The organism is Bordetella pseudohinzii, assembly GCF_000657795.2.
Taxonomy (GTDB): Bacteria; Pseudomonadota; Gammaproteobacteria; order Burkholderiales; family Burkholderiaceae_B; genus Bordetella; species Bordetella pseudohinzii.
The window spans coordinates 1-16,746 of record NZ_JHEP02000013.1 but is presented as its reverse complement, the minus strand read 5'-3'; the positions used below and the strand labels follow the sequence as shown (position 1 = coordinate 16,746).

The 16,746-nt window shown below is 57.6% G+C and carries 8 protein-coding genes and 1 tRNA gene; 5 read left to right on the top strand and 4 right to left on the bottom strand.

Annotated features, from left to right (window positions below; genetic code table 11):
- Positions 1-125 precede the first annotated feature (125 nt).
- Positions 126-794, bottom strand: coding sequence for a GntR family transcriptional regulator (locus L540_RS16085; RefSeq protein WP_048026522.1), 669 nt, complete (start codon positions 792-794; stop codon positions 126-128).
- Between the two features lie 2 nt (positions 795-796).
- Positions 797-1,882 carry a permease gene (locus tag L540_RS16080; RefSeq protein ID WP_043210978.1) on the bottom strand — a complete coding sequence of 362 codons (1,086 nt, stop codon included), beginning with the start codon at positions 1,880-1,882 and terminating at the stop codon, positions 797-799.
- A gap of 265 nt (positions 1,883-2,147) precedes the next feature.
- On the opposite strand from L540_RS16080, the gene L540_RS16075 reads away from it, so the two are divergent.
- Positions 2,148-2,224: transfer RNA gene (locus L540_RS16075), tRNA-Pro, on the top strand.
- Between the two features lie 2,408 nt (positions 2,225-4,632).
- On the top strand, positions 4,633-7,563 hold the full coding sequence (locus L540_RS16070) for a DEAD/DEAH box helicase (protein ID WP_043210981.1): 2,931 nt from the start codon (positions 4,633-4,635) through the stop codon (positions 7,561-7,563).
- A gap of 223 nt (positions 7,564-7,786) precedes the next feature.
- Here L540_RS16070 and dsr1 read toward each other — a convergent pair whose 3' ends face one another.
- Positions 7,787-11,620: an anti-phage defense-associated sirtuin Dsr1 gene (gene dsr1 / locus L540_RS16065; RefSeq protein WP_043210984.1), complete on the bottom strand. Its 3,834-nt coding sequence runs from the start codon at positions 11,618-11,620 to the stop codon at positions 7,787-7,789.
- A 688-nt stretch (positions 11,621-12,308) separates the two neighbouring features.
- Here dsr1 and L540_RS16060 point away from each other — a divergent pair.
- The 3 genes from L540_RS16060 (at position 12,309) to L540_RS16050 (ending at position 15,282) form a co-directional block, all read left to right on the top strand.
- Complete coding sequence (locus L540_RS16060; RefSeq protein WP_131726051.1) at positions 12,309-13,730, top strand: hypothetical protein; 1,422 nt, start codon at positions 12,309-12,311, stop codon at positions 13,728-13,730.
- Between the two features lie 431 nt (positions 13,731-14,161).
- Positions 14,162-14,572 carry a RidA family protein gene (locus L540_RS16055; protein ID WP_043210988.1) on the top strand — a complete coding sequence of 137 codons (411 nt, stop codon included), beginning with the start codon at positions 14,162-14,164 and terminating at the stop codon, positions 14,570-14,572.
- Between the two features lie 20 nt (positions 14,573-14,592).
- Positions 14,593-15,282 (top strand): Crp/Fnr family transcriptional regulator, encoded by a 690-nt coding sequence (locus L540_RS16050; protein ID WP_043210990.1) that lies wholly within the window; start codon positions 14,593-14,595, stop codon positions 15,280-15,282.
- A 133-nt stretch (positions 15,283-15,415) separates the two neighbouring features.
- Here the strand turns inward: L540_RS16050 and L540_RS16045 are convergent, their stop codons facing one another.
- The gene (locus tag L540_RS16045) at positions 15,416-16,645 is read right to left on the bottom strand and encodes an MFS transporter (protein ID WP_043211205.1); all 1,230 of its coding nucleotides are present in this window, start codon (positions 16,643-16,645) and stop codon (positions 15,416-15,418) included.
- Positions 16,646-16,746 lie beyond the last annotated feature (101 nt).

Below are 16,746 nucleotides of genomic sequence, written 5' to 3'. Positions count from 1 at the left end.
GGCTAATGAGGATTTCTACCGTAGCCATGGGGGCAGCCGCCATCGCGCCGGCCGCGAGCAGGTAGGGACGCGCGCGGGCCGCCGGCCAGGCGCCGGGCAGCGTCATGCCAACGGGGACGGTGGAATCAGCCGTCGGGAAAGAGGTCGGCGAAGCCCATCAGACGGTCCGCGGCGTGGCCCAGGTGGGTGTGCATGTGCTTGCCGGCGGCCTTGGGATCATTGGCCAGGATGGCCTTGGCGATGGCCATGTGCTCGCGGCGCGAGCGCTTGAGATAAGCCGCGTCCAGCGAACCACGAATCTGATAACGCACCAGCGGCAGCAAGAGCTGCTGGATCAGGGCTTCGAGTTGCGGGTTGTCGCTGAGCCTGAGGATCGCGTTGTGGAACTCGCGGTTCTCTTCGGAGAAGGGGCGTTGGGTATCGTGCTTGCCCGCCGCGATCCGCCGCAGGGTGGCCGCTTCGTCGAGATGCGCGTCGGCGCGGAAGTGCTCCGCCGCCAGGCTGGCCGCCAGCCCTTCCAGCGACTGCCGGATACGGAAGACATTGAGGATTTCGCGCGAGGTGAATCGTTTCACGAGCGCGCCCCGATTCGGCACGAAATCGACCACGCCTTCGGTGGCCAATCGCCGCAAGGCCTCGCGGACGGGGCCGCGGCTGACGCCATATTCGCGCGTGAGATCGGCCTCGATGAGACGCTGGCCCGGCGCGTAACGTCCTTCCTGGACGGCTTGGCGCAGCCGGTCGAACAACTGGTCGACGGTCGTGCCGCTGCGGCGCTGGACGGTGGCCGTCATCGTCAGAATCCCAAGGCGATGGCCAGTCCCGCGGCGGCCAGGGCCACGACCAGCACGCCCGCGACCAGGGTGGCCAGTTCGGCGGGCCGGAAGGAGCGGGCGACCATGGCCAGGGAGGGCAGGCTGACCGGCGGCAGCGTCATCAGCAGGGCGGCGGCGGGCCCGGCGGCGATGCCCAGCGACAGCATGGCTTGCACGATGGGCACCTCGCCGGCAGTGGGAATGACGAATAACAGCCCCGCCACCGCCAGGCCGACGATCCACAGCAGCTCATTGCCGATGCCGGCGTCGACGTGGGGGAAGAGCCAGGCGCGGGCCGCGCCCAGCAGCAGCACCAGGACGATGTATTCCGGAATCAGGCGCAGCGCCATGCGCGCGAACAGGCGCAGCCAGCGCGCGAAGGGATGCGCATCGTCTTCGCCGTCCTTGCCGTTCAAGGCGCCCGCCTGCATGGCCCGGGCCTGTGCTTCATCGAAGCCGCGGGTCTCGCCGCGGCTCATGCGGTTGATCAGCCAGCCCAGGCCGAACACCATGACGATGCCCAGCGCCAGGCGCAGCCCGGTCCAATTCCAGCCTAGGACGAAGCCCATGAAAACCAGCGTGGCGGGATTGAGCATGGTATTGCCCAGCCAGAAGGCGACGGCGCTGCCGGGCGCGGCCTGGCAGCGCCGCAAGCCGGCCACCACCGGCGCGGCGCAACACGTGCACATCATGCCGGGCACGGACAGCAGGCCGCCGGCGACGACGCTGCCCAGCCCCGTGCCGCCCAGGGCCCGCACGATCCAGCGGCGCGGCAGCAGCGCCTGCACGGCCGAACCCAGCAAGAGGCCCAGCACCATGGCCTGCCAGATGGCCTTGCCGTAGGCCAGGGCATAGTTCAGGGCGGCCGCCAGCGAAGGCGCCGGCGGCGCGGCCTCGGCGCCCATCAGGATGGACGCGCCGATGGAGTGGTTCTCGGCCGCAACGAAGGCGCGCTCGTAATAGGGCGACCATTTCACATAGAACAGGCCCGCGACGGCCAACAGGACGAAGACGGCAATACCCAGTCCGGGATGGACGGTGCGGCGTTGGTCGGAGGTAGTGGTCATGGTGGAAAATCGGGGGGGCAGTAGGGTTAATCCGCCCGAAGCATGAGCCGGCCGGATGTCCGCTGGCATTGTAAACATGTCGCCATCTCGCGGCGGCGAGATGGCGGCTTTGCAGGGGCGGGCGCTCCGCCCCTTGGCCCTGTGCCTCCATCCGGCCCTTGCGCGCCAAAGTCCCCACAGGTCTGGCCCTCCGGAAGTTGGGCGGGCAGAAACCGGGCCGATTCCGGCCGGCGGGCCGCCGGCTTCTGTTATAGTCCTGATCCTTCGGGGCGTAGCGCAGCCTGGTAGCGCATCTGCTTTGGGAGCAGAGGGTCGTGAGTTCGAATCCCACCGCCCCGACCAATAAAATCAAAGGGTTAGCTCAATGTCGTTGAGCTAACCCTTTTTCTTTGCTCGGCATATGGGACAACATATGGGACAACGAACTTGCAGTTGGCGGTGAGCAAGTTCAGGCGGCATCAAGGCAAGGATGTGCACTCGGTGGCAATAGCCCATCTCGGGACTTGCCGGGTCTCTGCTTGATTGGGGGGGGGCGGGCAGCTCGCCGCACTTTAGGCTCATCAGGCCAATTGGGTGGGTTCTGGGGACTGTTGCGCTTGGGGCAGGCCAAACCCCTTCATCTGAGGCTGTGTGTGCTGGGGCAGCAAAGCGACAGTTCCGAGCTCAGGTCGCAGAGCATCGGCGGCACCACGCGACAGTTGAATCGTTACGACCCCTCGGCCCTTCCATCCTCGCGGCGTTATTCGTTAGCGGAGCAAATGCCGAGCTGTGCTGTGGACCGGTCTTCCGCGGTTGCACTTTTAAAGCGTCGCGGCCTGTACTCTGCATGTGCTGTGTGCATTGCACTGAGACCATACTGCACACCTCAGTGTAAAATGCGCTCTGAGCTGCGCTGAGAGAAATCAAAGTCGACGGTCTATCCGACCCGAACGGCGGAGACTTGGCCTAGTACGGGAATGAGGGGATAGGGCATCCTTTAACCTAGTACTGATACGAGGGGTGCCCTTTCGACAATGGAAGTAGGAGTTGCCAGCGCAATGTCTGAATGGCTGCGACAGGAACACGGAGTCTTTCAGGCGGCTAACAGATTATTTCGCTGAGTCGACCCCGGGCTGGCCGCGATCCCGCGTATGAGGCGCTGAAACTTGTCCGCAGGTCCGTAGTTCACCCCGCCGCAACCGTCCGCACTTGTGAATCGTGGGGGGGCTTGGTGGATCCTGCTGCACCGAAGGAGGGTGGGGCGCGATTAATGCTCAGAAACACGGACCGTGGGTCGCAGCAAAAAGGTCGGCAATGGCTGGACCAAGCGCGGTTCATGTCGCGGAGGAGTTAGTGGCTTGAATTGCCGACAGGATATTTGAGTATCTCGGCCTGGCAAATAGTTCCCAGTCAAAAGAGTCAGGCTCGTGGCGTTGCAAAAATAACTCCCACCTTGAGACGCCGGCGCCGGACAGTTGCCACCCTAGTCACGCACGTCTGGAACATCATCAACCGTCGATCGTTCCAGCTTCACTGACGGTGGGCGAGGGGCGGGGCGGCTGTCCAGTTGTGGACCATCGAACAGATCCGGAGTGCTTGGCTGGCGTAGAGATCAAGTGTTGACGCCATCAGTCAAAGCCCTTTTCAAAAACCCTATCAAAATCCCTATCAAATATTCCGAATGCGCGGGGAAGCTTGGCGCCCCGGTGGGCATCGATTCTTGCCATGGACAAAAGGGAAGGCTGGCTCGGCGGTCTCACGTTCTAGCGAGCGAAGTCGTTGGATTGTGCAATACAGGACTCTGGCCACACCCTCCGACTTGCCCACTTTCTTTTGCACGGCGCCAACCGTCTTCTACACCCTGCAAGGCAAAAACTCGGAGATTCGACTCGCGTTTCAGAAACAGAGCGCGAGACGGCGCAGAACGCGCTCTGGGCTGCAATGACTCTAAAGTGGCTGCTACCCCGTCACCCGAGGTGTTTCGACCGCTCATGCGGCCTGTGGACGCGTCTAAGCACCATCACTGCATCTACGAGGGCGTTCCATCTGGAATTGGTCCGGCCTGTTGTGGCTTATCAGGTCAGACAGCGGCGCAGACGCTGTTGACACTGGCGTAGCCAGTAAAAGATTTGGGATTGGGAATGGGATTGGGATTGGTAGCTTTGCATCCGGTTTGCACTGGGTTCGAAAATAAAACCTGGCCATAACCTGCTGGGTTTCCGCTACAGGCCCCAGTTTCCCTCGCTTCGTGGGGATTTCTCCTATGAGGATGGCCATGGATCCTGTGTCAGCGGCGCTCATGGACCTCAAGATCTGAGCAACTGTGCAGGGGCACAGCGCGCTTCTTTACGCCGTGTTTCAGAACCAAATTGGTCGAGTGCCGCTCTAGGTTTTGATGTGGGAACCGGCGGTTAACCAAGTAGGAACCCAGCAGGATCCCAACGGGTTTCCTGTTACGAACGATGTTGCGTTGCGCTGCGGATTCTCAGTTCATATCCGGCGGTGATTGCTATCATCAGGCGTACCGATAGGGCTGTGTTTGTGGAGAAAAGCGTATGGACTTGGGTACTACGGTGATGCTCGGAGTACTTGTAGCTGTTATCGCATTCGGCCTTTGGGTCGCGAATAACATCGCTCGTTCCGAAGGGCGCAACAAAGAAGACCGTCAGACCTGAAGCGGCAATAATTCGGAGTAGGTCTCAAAAATTAGGCTGGCTTGTTATGTTCTTTGAAGTAACAATTGGTCATCTAGTTCATTCCGGGAGGGGGACGTGGCCGATTTCTTCATTGAACATAGCCACATGCTGGCTTTGAAGCCCATTAGCAGTCCGAACTCGGGTTTTAGGCCAGGCCAGTTGGGCGCTCTTCATTCTGTGGCGGCCCACTTTTCGGTCTACGACGAGCCGGCCATAGTTTCTTTGCCGACTGGATATGGGAAGACTGCCGTGATCATGGCGCTTCCTTTTTTGTTGGGCTCAAACCGTGTGCTGGTGGTGGAACCCACGGATGTGCTGAGACGACAGACCTCGGCCCACTTCGGTGAACTGTCGACGCTACGCAAGCTCAAGGTCTTACCGGCGGAGGCAGGAAATCCTCATGTACATCCACAGAAGGGCAGGCCATTGAGCGCCGATGAATGGCTTGCCTTTCGAACTTTCGATGTGGTCGTGTCCACGCCAGCGAGCACATCGCCGGTCCTGGAGCCCGTAAGTCCCGCAGATCTATTCGATTTGATTATCTTTGACGAGGCGCACCATGCTCCAGCAGACACTTGGAGTGCGTATCTCGGTCACTACTCCTGCGCCAGGTTTGTCTTCTTGACGGCTACTCCATTCAGGCGCGATAAAAAGGCAATTCCGGGTCGTCTGGCATATAGCTATCCAGTTTCCAAGGCGTCTCGCGAACAAGCGTTTGGAAGCGTCTCCTTTCGTCCAGCGCCTGTGCATAACGATCACGATGAGGACGAGGTGGACCTTGCCATTGCAAGGGTGGCGATTGCACAGCTGCGGGAAGATCAGGCGCAAGGATTCGACCATCGACTGTTTGCGCGAGCATCCTCGATATCCGCTGCTAGGAAGCTGACGGGGATTTACGCCGGGCTGGGGGCGAGGGTAGAAGCGATCGACAGCGGAATTTCCAAACGGAGGCAGGAGCAACTGGAGGTCTCCTTGCTCCAGGGGGAGCTGGAGGGAATAGTCTGCGTTGACATGTTCGGGGAGGGCTATGACTTTCCAAAGCTGAAGATCGCAGCACTCCATGCGCCGCACCGCTCCCTGGTTCCAACGATACAGTTCATAGGGCGGTTCGCGCGAACAAACGATGAACGCACGGGAAACGCTACTTTGGTGTCGACTGTGAGTCGTCTGCAAGATGCCACTGCACGGCTCTTTCAAGAGGGAGTGGACATCGCTTCCCTTATCGACGAAGAGGCGAGGCGACAGCTCGCCGAAGGGGCTGCCGATGAATCGATCTTGGAGATCTTGAAGCCGAAGAGGCAGACAGTCTCTGACTACGATGCCGTGTCGCCAATGTCATTTGAGCTATATGCCCATGCTCGAATCTTTCAGTGCGACGAGGCCCCGGACTTCACTTTGTTTGAGGCATTGATAGGGCGACGGCTTCACTTGGCTAAGCAGTGGATCTCGGATGATGGATTGATCACACTGCTTTTGACCGTCGACAATGAGCCGCCGAACTGGGCGACTGCTGACGTACTTGTAAATGTACGACACGACGTTTTCCTGCTGGCCTACAACGCTGCTACGCGATTGTGCTTCATTGGCTCCACTCGTAGAACAGATCGCTTATATATCGCACTAATGCAGGTCGTGGCCAAGGATCACCATAGGCCTTTGAGCTTCGAGGAGACCATCCGTGCGCGCGCCGGCCTCACGGATATGCGCTTCTACGCTGTTGGCTTGCGTAACACGGCCGTAAATTCGCAAGCAGAATCCTATCGCATGCTAACTGGACCTCGTGCTGAGCGAGCGGTCACGCCGGGCGATGGGCGCGCCTACGTACAAGGACATTACTTTGGGAGTGGATTGGAAGATGGCGAGCGTGAAACCATCGGAGCAAGCAGTAACTCGCGTATATGGAGCAATCAACGTCTTTCCGTATCGCAATACCTTGAGTGGATATCGAAGCTGAACAATCGCTTGAATGGCGACGAAACGCTAGCAGAGTCTCAGCTAGATCTCGTCCAGCATTCGCGGACGTTGCGGCGAATCCCAGATGTTGTTATTGGTGGAAGTTGGTCGCGCAATGCCTACAAGCAGGCGCATCGGTTGAGATATCGACGTGTTGGGCAGCAGCAGTGGCTCTATCGCCAAATCACTGATCTAGAGCTCTCGTCATTCGCCTCAGGACCTGATGGCCTGGATTTCGAAATCGTCTCGGACTCAGATGCGGTGCCCTACCGCATGTCTTTAGCCGGGGGCGCATTGTTTCGACAGCACGGCGCTGGTTGGGAAGTTGAAATATCTAGCACGCACGATGACTGGTTGGATTTTGACCAGTGGCTTTCTATGCACCCTCCAATCTTTTACGCAGCCGACAAGTCATCGTTCGAAGGGATGAACTGCTACCCGCCTCCGAAGCTGGCCAGCAATCGGCTTCTTGATGAGGACGTCGAGAACCCTGGGTGGGCTGGCTGTGAGATCGGTAGAGAGTTTGACGCCGATAATCCCGAACGAATGACCGTCCACAGACATTTGGAATTGTGGATCAGGGCGAAGGAAAATCTCGAGGTCCTCGTTTATGACCACAGGACTGGGGAGGCCGCCGACTACATCGCGGTCACACGAGAAGAAGACGACAGAGTCCTCGTGAGTCTGTATCACTGCAAGGGAGCTGGGGGCGAACCAAATGGTGCCCGTGTTGACGACGTCTACGAAGTCACCTGCCAGCTACTAAAGTCAGTTGTTTATTGCGAATCCCGTGTGTTGGTCGAGCATGTGGAGCATCGGATAAATGAAAGGCGGCATAGGCGTCCGTCAGTCTTCAAGGTCGGCAATCTTGCAATGTTGCAAGAGATCTTGCTGAACCGGAGCGCGGACAAAGTCAGTTTCGCCATCTATGGCGTGCAGCCGGGGATTTCGAAAGGACAGATTGATGCCCACCTCGCTGATCTTATGGCCTTCAGTATTGACTACGTAAAAAGAGGGGGCGCGGCCGTTGGAAAGTGGTTGGTGAATGCGTAGCCGACACTTCCATCAGGTGGGGCCGCCTTTGTCACGGGAGCTTAAGGGCGCGGGCGCAACACTGAAGGGGTTTCTGAACATACTTGGACAACTGCTCGCAACGCGTCGAAGGTGGCCCAAATGCAACAAATGTACTGGGAGAGCTTTGCCGTGCTTCGCGGTGCCGATGACCAGGCGGACCAGCGGCTCTCCGCTTCGCACACTGAATAAAACTCGACCGTATTTACATGCTCCGGGCGCGAGAGAGCTCGCGGAGTTTTACATAGTTCGTGTTTTGAGAAATCTGCGGGGCGGAGTCAGCGATTTGGTCTAAGCACAGAGCTAATTTCTGCGGTATCCATTGGCGATCGTCCATTACGGCGCTTAGTAGCGCTAGCGCATCCATCGGGTAGCGACTACACAATTTTGAGCTGTAGAGCCTTTCCACGATGAAGTGCGAATGTTCAATACGCTGAAGCCAGGCAAGTACCTCAGCTAGTGCATCGGGGAAAGCGTCTCTGGCAGCAATCACGAGCCGTGTCAGTGACTCTGCTATTCGAGGGGTGGCGAACTCGCGCGATTTTGGCCAGATTTTTTGCCAAAAAGGCTTTGCTCGGTGTGCCCAATAGTCCTCACGCTGGTCTCCGGCGCCCTCGAGAGCCTGATAAAGAGCCTGCGCAGACTCTTCAAGTCCTTCTTGTGGTAGTACTCCAATCGCCCCGCGGAAATCCTCCTCGGTATATCCTTGGGTGGGACCCAGAGCTGCGTAGGTCAGTAGGGCTGCAAACTGTTGGCGGTGTTCGCCAAGCTCGTCATAATGGTGTGCAGTGGCCAAGAACTGCGACTTGAATGAAGCCAACAAAGGTTGGTACAGACGCGGAGACCAAAGGAATCCTTCCCAAACCGCCTTTGCTTCATCGGGCTCGTTCCACGCGAACAGCGGCAATAGGTGTTGTTCAGTCCAAAGACGGTCTACACGAAAAAAGGCAATTAGCTGCGATCCTAGTAGCACCCGCCCATGACGAAATCGGTCTATTCGAACATCACACAGAGCCGTGAACGTAGATTTAAGGTCGGGCGGAAGCAGGTCGTCGTCGCTCGGGTTTCGCTTAAACCAAACGTTCATTAAAGCTTGTGTGACGTGGCCAACAGGGTGGTTGATCGCTGCGCCCACGGGGTCGTAAGTTTCGACGCCGCGATGGACTACACGGTGGCCGATATCTGCTTTAAGCGGCAACGAAAGCACGCGATGGCTAAGGTCCATGAGGATGTCTTCGTGTAAGTCCAGAGACTTGGAAGAGGCCTCGATCCACCACGATGCGGCGTGGCCTACGTCTTGAAGGACAGCTTCAGGCATTGTGCGAACCAATGGAGCAGCATATCGCCATGCGCGGCGCACCACGCCATCTTCCGCCCAAACTTGCATGGCCTCACGCCATCGACTCGCAGGCCATACGTCGTCTTGCGCAAGATCCCACAATGCCAGCAGGCAGTGAAAGAAGCGTGTGCGGCAAACTTCGCGCCAAGTATCGTCATGGAATGGTGAATTTTCTGCAGGTGATCGTTTAAGCCATTCGACCAGATCGCTTCTTTTGCGCGGAGCTATGTCAACGTATCGGCCATCTTCGAAATCTGGATCGCCCGTTCCGCTCATCCAATGTGAGAACTCGTCGCGTTCGTTCGAGGCTAATTGCCAGTCTGGATAATCGCGAGACAATTTTTCCAGTCGCAACGCGGCACGCGCGCCCAACGCGAGTCCGGATGAGCTAAGTTTGGCGAGATGCAGCCAGATAGCGCGGTCCGCGATACTGCGCCAGTCATCTTTTTCCAGGCCGTCCCGATACATCTTGCGTGGTGGACCAGCTAGAATGACCTTTTCCAAGCGTGCTTGAGAGGCTTTGGGTAACCGGTTTCCCTGCAATACCAGCAGCCTATATACCTCGCGCCCTGTATCCGTGGACCATAGCCACCACGCCTCTTCCGACAGGAGCCAGCGCGCCCATTGTTCAGGCTGTATGCAATTATCTTTGCTTGCGGCAAAAAGTGCCAAGCGCTTAAAGGTGGGGTACGGTAAGTCGAACCAGCTTTGTGCGATAAGCGATGCGCGTGTGTTATCTAGCTCGCGAACCGCCTGCCACGAATCGCGCAACAATTCGATTAGGCTGACCCACTCTCGAAAACCTCGGTTCTGCCAATGTGGTTCGATTGATGGCAAATCCCAGTGAGATCGATCGCTACGTTCGTTGGCCTCGTTCAGCTCGCCCAGCAGGTCGAGTGCGTCACACAATAGTTGCTGGAAATCAGCAAGGAGTTGCGGCAACGCGGCCCCCCACGCTTCACTTTCAAGGTCGCGCAATGTGGACTGCACATGATCATTGGTCAGCGCGAGTTCCCACTCGACTAGCTGTCTGATTGGAGTAGGATCATCTGGGCCAGCCGCTTCTTCATCACGCCAGCGGAACGGCTGCCTAAGAATCACTTTGGGTGCGAGGAGTTCGCGCAATTCTAGGCGCAATGTGGTACTTAAACCCTCGCGCTTCAGGCGCCCTACCCAGCGATGAAGACTTGGCAAGGACCGCATAGTTTTAACTCGACCGCTGAGCAGCAGGCGCCACAATCTGCGCATGGAAGTTCGTGGAATTGATCTGGGAGCGTGCATGCGGATCGCGTCCAGCTCGGCTATTTTCCCTTCACGTTCCAATGAGGCAATGCGATCCAGCTCGTTATCTAGCATCAATGCCCAGCGGTCTCCAACTTGTCCTCCATGTTCTGCAATCCAAATGATCAACCGCGGGTCATCGAGGTGTCTGACTAGCCAGCGAGCCAAATGCGACATGATGCCGTCCCACTGGCTTCCGGCTACGGATACCGATGTCAATACCATGGGAGGGGCACAGTCGTAGGGGGCGGGCCGTCGCACTAAACTGAACCGCAATTTAGGATCAACATCGGTGCGGGCGGGAACGCCAAATCGGGAAAGGTCGCTGTGAGTGAAACACTCATGTGCGAACGGCCCTAATAACCAATCGAGTGATGGTGCCGGGTTGAAGTCGGCGAATTGCTTGGCCGGTAGGCCCGATTTGTCCGACAAAGCCCAGAGCATACGCCCCACAAAATCGTCCTGGCTTGTGCTGTCCTGGGGCCGTGCCAGCGCGTGTTTCACAATGATTGCCTCTTTGCCTTCTACCCCATCACGATAAGTGTCTGCCCAGGCGCGCATAGTTCCGTGCAGCGCCGAATGGTCGTTACTCCCTGTGGGAACGGTGTAGAGGATTGGTGTTACGCCTTTCGCCTCCCACTCTATGGTCTTCTTTCGCTCCTGCCCCGGCTGGCAATCGCCGAGAGCCCAGGCCTGCGGGGAGATCTCGCCCAGTATTCGATCGGCTGCCAATGCGTCCATCATGTAGCGCAACACTGGATCGTTGATGCTGTAGCCTACGAAGCAAACCACGAAATTTCGAAATAGTTCGCTCACGAAGCGAGCAGCCCAACGTTCCGTTAGGTATGCAAAGCCGAAGTCGCCGCTCGTAATGACTAGCCGGTTCAAGGATGTCTCGTCGGGCTTTTCCGGTAATAGGCCATGCAGGTAGACAATTCCGTCCCATCGGCTTTTTTTCGGAATCGGCAGCATAGGAGCCGCGTAAGATTGGAACTTTTGGTTCGTTCGTTTCGCGGCCGAATGAAAAACGCGGTCAAAGTTGGTGGTTACTAGGCGCAGTGCCCCATCACGACCCCGTGCTAACCGCAATAAGGCGATCTGTGTTTCGACGGCCCCCCTGAGACGAAGGTTGGGCTTGAGCGCCTGAGCCAGTGCTGTGCGGAGGGCTAAGCGCTGCCCGGGCAACCGCCGTTCCAGCAGATCGAGCGCTGCATCGAATTGCTTGCGGTCTAGTGCATCTCTTTCAATATCGGAGTGAACCGTCCCAGTTAGTTTATATATTCTCTCCACCAAGCCTTCGAAGCCAGGTAGTCCCGCGGGATAAGAAATGCCTGCCCCGCAGAAAAACACTACACGACCTTCTTCGTGTGCTTGCAAGAGAGCATCAGGGATATCGGGACCGTTGGTGACGAACTGCACTTATGCCTCTTCTAAAGGTGGACTGGGCCTGCATGGCTACAGGTCGTATTATCCGGCGTTCTTATAAATCTGGATGATGTGGCGACAATTCGGGGTGGCGACAACTCTTGCGTTTGGGGGCAGGAGTGCAATCGCGATTGCATCGGCCGGGTTTGTCATTGGTCGACACGATCATTTTGACCTATCCCAGAATCGTTAAATCGGGGAATAAAGATCTGATTTTCGTTGCGAGCAACGGAGTCGAACGTGGCGCAACTTATCCGTCGAGTCGTCTGCGCTTTTAACGGGCACGCGGGACATGTCGGCCTTAAGAATTCCTACCAGGCGAGATGCGCCAGTGAGAGATGGACGGCTTCTTCGATTAAGGCGTGGCCAGTGTTCGGGTATTTCCCTTTGCTAGGTGCCTGAGGAAAGCGCCGGTGCCGTTAGTTAAATTGTGAGGCACTAAGACTCAACGAACAATCCAGGAGGCGTTCTTCACTCTGGAAGTTTCCTCCGGTGGCACCGGTCAGGGCAGGTACGGTTGTATCTGTTAACCCCAAGTACCGTACATTCCTTCATGTATGTACGGTAACGCCGCGAAAGCAGTCAGCGCGGCAAAGAGGTGGGGATGCCACGGAAGAATGGCCCGGCCGGCCGGCTACACGGGGGCTGAGTTACGACTGCCAACCCGCGTCCGCGAGTTCTCTTGACCAGCTCGGCTTATCATGCTGTAACTGAAATCCCGGGAGCATTGATGACGGACTTCTGGCGCCAAGCAGTGCAGAACCCAATTTTTTTGGAAACAGAGGCAGCTCTGGAAGTGGGCCCCATGAGATTTCCGCATGAGCGAACCAGACTTGCGGAAGCATGTCTCCTGTTGAGTGCCATCCAAGCAGATCCTAAGCGACTGGTTGCGGTGCTCGCGCTTCAGCGTATGTTGATCCGCCGTATTGTGCAGTGCGAACGGCGCGTCTCGCGCTTGCGGCTCGCTCGGAGCAAAGGCAAGCGAATGATGGCATCAAGTCGACTACCAAGAGACGAGGCGAGGCTGCTCAGGGCGGGCATCGCGGCTATCGACAGCCGCATCAGAGAGATACGCCAGCTTATGTTCCTTTGGCGCTGTTTTGGGGATGGCATTGCATCGGTATATCAGTCGCAACAGGCGCTGAAACATCTACTCTATGACAGCGAGCACCGCATCAAACAAGATGCCGGAACAATCTCCGGGAAGGCAGGCTTTCGCCGGGAGTATCGGGCGCTGTGCCTAGGCATTCAAATGGGTGTGCCGGTCGTACTGTGCGATCTGACCAACATCATCCGACACGGCGATGTCTGTGCGCTTGCGGGGGAGGACCCGGTACCCGTGGAGTTCAAGTCATCCCGCGCGCGGGGGCCACGGGCCCAGCGGCAGTACAGCCAACTCCAGGAGCTTGGCGACTTCTACGCCAATGACGGGGCGTCGAGTTTTCGCGGACTTATTAATTTCAAGCGCATCGCCCTGGACCAGACCTCCACCCGTTATCACAATGATATCAACGCATGCGTGACGCGAGCTTTTGATGACGGCATGGCTAGTGTTGCGCCCGAACTTGGCTTGCGCTACATCGCTTGTCGGCCGGCGGCCGATCTAGAGGAGAAGCTGACCGCAGCGGTAGCGTCCTATTCCCAACCGCAAATGCTGGCGGTCCAGCTCACCCCCAGTCCCAATTGGCTGCCAGCTTATCCTTTCACGCTTTCTCTGTCTCCAACCAATTCCTGGCTTTTTATGCAAGGCCTGGTGACGATCGTAGTGCTTGTGGATATGGCCATCGTAAAGTCCCTTTTCGCCAGCAAGGGAATGCACGTTATTGTGCTGATGGACGGCGACCATGCTCTTCAAATGTGCTACGACCCGGCCGATCTCATGAAAGGTGTCTATCGGGTCAGCGAGCAGCGTTTTTTGCGCATCGCCTGCGAGTTCGAGTCCCTCACATCATTCGTGGATGAGAGCATGCGTCTGATCGACGGCGCCCGGGCCAAGTTGGATGAGATCGGTCCACACTCAGTAGGCCTCATTACCGCGCCGCCTGAAGACTGGGAGCACGCGCGAGACTGCTTCTCCTATCAGCCATCGCCACCGGACGCTTGAACTGAACGCATCCCCTATTTCGCATATCTAAATCGTCTGTGGAGTGCAATTCGCACGATCTATAGCACAATGTGCATTGGTCATTGGCCTTTCGTGGTCAATGTATGCCAGTCGTGAGAATTTCGGACAAATGTCATTCAACGACACAGAGCGGCAAGGATCATCGAAGAACCTAACTGGTCCGCGCTCCCTGTTCCACATGTCTTTAAGAGTGCAAAATCTTGAGGCGCGTCCGCACCCGGGCGCTAGGTATTCTCCATTGAAATGATAAGGATGCCCTTGTAGCACGACTGGGCCGCGCTGATCGACGGGACCCAAATGGATGGGAACCCTTGTATCGCCGTATACAGATTTTTCCGTGCTGATGCCCTAAATTTGCTGGGTTACCGGCGCCGCATGGTGCGGGTCGTATCACTTTGGAGAACCACTGTATGAGCACAATTCAACGCCTTCGTCTCCCGGAAGAAGACCCTACCTTTGGCGGTAATAAGGTGTTTGACCTCTTCCAGTACTCGCCGGCTGTGCGAGCGGGCGGCCTTGTCTTTATCGCCGGCCAGGTGGGAATCCGGCCCGATGGCACTATCCCCGACAGTGCGGAAGAACAGATCGAGTTGGCTTTTAAGCGTCTCGGCGCAATCTTGCAGCATGAAGGGCTTGGCTTCCAGGACTTGGTCGAGTTGGTGTCTTATCACGTGCGCATCGATGAGCAACTGGGATCCTTCCGCGAGATCAAGGAGCGCTTTATCAAAACGGATTTCCCCGCCTGGACTATCCTCGGCGTAGCCTCTCTCGCTCGCCCGAACCTGCTCATTGAGATCAAGGCGGTTGCTGCGGTGAGGTAGGCAGGCGACTATTCCAAACCATGGTGAAACGGTCTCGCTGCGTAGAAACGTGGCATCTCGAAGACGAGGCAATAGGCCCCCTCCTGCAAGCGATGAACCTTGGGGTTCGCCGCGTCTACAAGAAGGGTGAATATCTGTACTGCCAAGGTGAATACAACCATCACCTTTTCCTCATACTTCGCGGACACGTGCTCATTTCCTCGAATCGGGAGGACGGGACTGAGTTCACCATGGAAATGATGGGACGACGGGCTGTCTGTGGTGAGGCAGCTGCATTTGACGGTGAACGGTGTTTCACATCGGCTTACGCCGTCGACGAGGTCGAAGTTATCTCTTATTCCGCCGAGACGATAGTGTCTGCCTTTCGCGAAAGGCCTGACATCGCTGTTGCCCTCTTGCGCATCACATCTCGCAAACAGCGAATCATTGCGGTGCGCGCGCATTACTTGGCTTCCTTGAAGCCCGAGGCGAGAATTGCAGAATTACTGCATCGCCTGGCGGAGCAGTACGGCACCTGTGAACTGGACGGCGTGAGAATCGGTGTGTCGCTGACGCACAAGCAGATGGCATCGTTGACAGGTACTACACGCGTCACTGTCACCCGCGTCCTAAAGCGCCTGCGGGAACACGGAGACATCTTTTTCGCCGATCATCGAATCGTAGTTCCGGACATGGACCGCTTGATGCAGGCGTTTTCAAAGCGCCCTTGACGAGAGCGCACGGCCGGTCTATGTATCGCACGTAGTTCAGCACTGATAATTGACCCATTCAAGTCTCATGATTGGCTGCCGCGCTCTAGGATAAATCGAAGGCCGCGCCCGATTCGATCGCTAGTCCAATTACCTATGCCGGCACTGCGGTGGACCATCGCTTCTGTATCTCCATCGCCAAGGCAGCACCGATACCACAAAGGCTCGCGGTGACGATCCACGTGGCCTGCCAGCCCCCGGATACCGTTGCGATGGCTGCGACGGCTGGTGGCCCGAAGAACTGCCCGACGCAGGATAGCTGCTGCATCCAGCCGACGGTAGCTGAAACCATTTTGGTGGACGGAGAAAGTCGGATCGCCGCGTTGAAGAGACTGCTAGGAATCATACCGCCGACAGCAGAGAAGCAGACTATAGCGAAGAATCGCGCGGGAGCCGGTAAGAGCGGCGCCCCTTGAATCTCCATGTAGGCTAGGGCGCTGCCCACGCCCATGCCTAGGAAGCCGATTTGTAGGCAACGGCGAGGGGGCCAGCCACCCTGAAGCAGTCGTCCTGACGTGACGTTCCCGATTATGTTTACGGCGGCGACGACCGCGGTCAGCGCCCCGGCTAGTTCGGGACGAAGCCCGGCCTGGGAATAGACTGAGGGCAGAAATCCCAGAACGCTCATCCACTGGGCTGAATAGAGCATGAAGCTCGCCGCTAGGAGCCAAGGTCCTGCGCTTAGCAGTACGCCGCCCACCAAATCTTTCATCGCCTGGGAAGCGCCGGACAAAAGTTGTGGGGCGAGGCGAGTATCGGTGGGGACGATCCTGTGTACGGCGACGGAAACTGCTAGGCATAGGATGCCCAGGCCTGCCCACCAAATTTTCCACCCAGCCCATTGGATTACCCACGGGCCGACCAGAAGCGCCGTCGCGCTTCCGATAGGCACGTACGCGCTCCACCACCCCATGCGTGCGGGTAATGCATTTGGCGCAGTAAATCGCCGAATCAAACTAGGTGCCGGCATGGCAACCAGCAGCAGCCCGAAGCCTTCAAGAGCCCTTAAGGAAAGGAGCGCTGCGAACTCTGTAGTCACGCTTCCCACGATACTGGCTAGTCCCACGACAACCAGCCCGGCAATCATGCTCCGCTTGAGGCCCCACCGGTCAGCACTCAGGCCGACAACCATTCCCAGACACATTCCGGCGAGCTGTATCGCAGAGAGAAGAAATCCCGCCTGCACCAGCGATATTTGTAGTTGCTCCTGGAGCACGGCCACGGCAGGCGGTAGCTTTCCGATGTGCAGCGCCACGCTCACACCGGCTAATAGCACGACAAAAAAGGAGGAGGCGGGTGGTGAATTGCTCTGTTCTCTTTGCACGGGGCCGAGCTCTGCTAGGTGCGCATTCGGACTGAACGCGAAGCAAGGGTGCACCCCGCCGTCAAGTGGGGGCACCCAGACTGCGGGGGGGGGGGGGGGGG

Excerpts from the sequence above, each read along its gene's own strand:
- L540_RS16055 (WP_043210988.1), top strand. The coding sequence starts at position 14,162 with ATGAGCACAATTCAACGCCTTCGTCTCCCGGAAGAAGACCCTACCTTT.
- L540_RS16080 (WP_043210978.1), bottom strand. The coding sequence starts at position 1,882 with ATGACCACTACCTCCGACCAACGCCGCACCGTCCATCCCGGACTGGGT.
- L540_RS16085 (WP_048026522.1), bottom strand. The coding sequence starts at position 794 with ATGACGGCCACCGTCCAGCGCCGCAGCGGCACGACCGTCGACCAGTTG.
- L540_RS16050 (WP_043210990.1), top strand. The coding sequence starts at position 14,593 with ATGGTGAAACGGTCTCGCTGCGTAGAAACGTGGCATCTCGAAGACGAG.